The sequence below is a fragment of the Bradyrhizobium sp. CCBAU 11361 genome (assembly GCF_028128935.1).
Taxonomy (GTDB): Bacteria; Pseudomonadota; Alphaproteobacteria; order Rhizobiales; family Xanthobacteraceae; genus Bradyrhizobium; species Bradyrhizobium niftali.
Window position 1 is genome coordinate 1 of the sequence record NZ_LBJZ01000066.1, and the last position, 635, is coordinate 635.

At 70.2% G+C, this 635-nt stretch carries 1 protein-coding gene; it reads right to left on the reverse strand.

The window, feature by feature from the left end; all coding sequences use genetic code 11:
* A partial coding sequence (locus XI08_RS09855; protein WP_271574266.1) for a non-ribosomal peptide synthetase occupies positions 1 to 635 on the reverse strand: 635 nt, incomplete at both ends.

The window sequence follows — 635 nt, forward strand, 5'->3', positions numbered from 1 at the left end:
GCCAGCAGTGAGTGGCCGCCCAGTTCGAAAAAGTGGTCGTGACGTCCGACCCGCTCCAGTCCCAGAAGCTCGGCCCAGATCCCGGCCAGCATCGTCTCGACCTCGCCGCGCGGCGCCTCATAGGCCGCCAGCGCATAGGCCTCATCGGCCGGCGCCGGCAGTGCCTTGCGGTCGAGCTTGCCGTTCACCGTCAGCGGCAGCGCCGCGATCGGCACGAACGCCGTCGGCACCATGTAGTCCGGCAGCCGCGCGCTCAGATGCGCGCGCAAGGCGCCGGCAAGCCCGCCTCCATCGCCCTCGTCCGAGCCGGCCTCGGGCGCGCAGACCACATAGGCAATAAGATGCTTGTCGCCGGCGCGGTTCTGGCGCGCCACCACCACCGCCTCGCGCACCCAGGCGTGCTCGCAAAGCCGCGTGGCGATCTCGCCCGGCTCGATGCGGAAGCCGCGGATCTTCACCTGGTCGTCGTTGCGGCCCAGGAACTCCAGATTGCCGTCCGGCAGATAACGCCCCAGGTCGCCGGTCCGGTACAGCCGATCGCCGTCCACAAACGGACTGGCGATGAACCGCTCGGCTGTCAGCTCGGGGCGGTTCAGGTAGCCCCGGGCCACCCCCGCCCCGCCGATGTAAAGCTC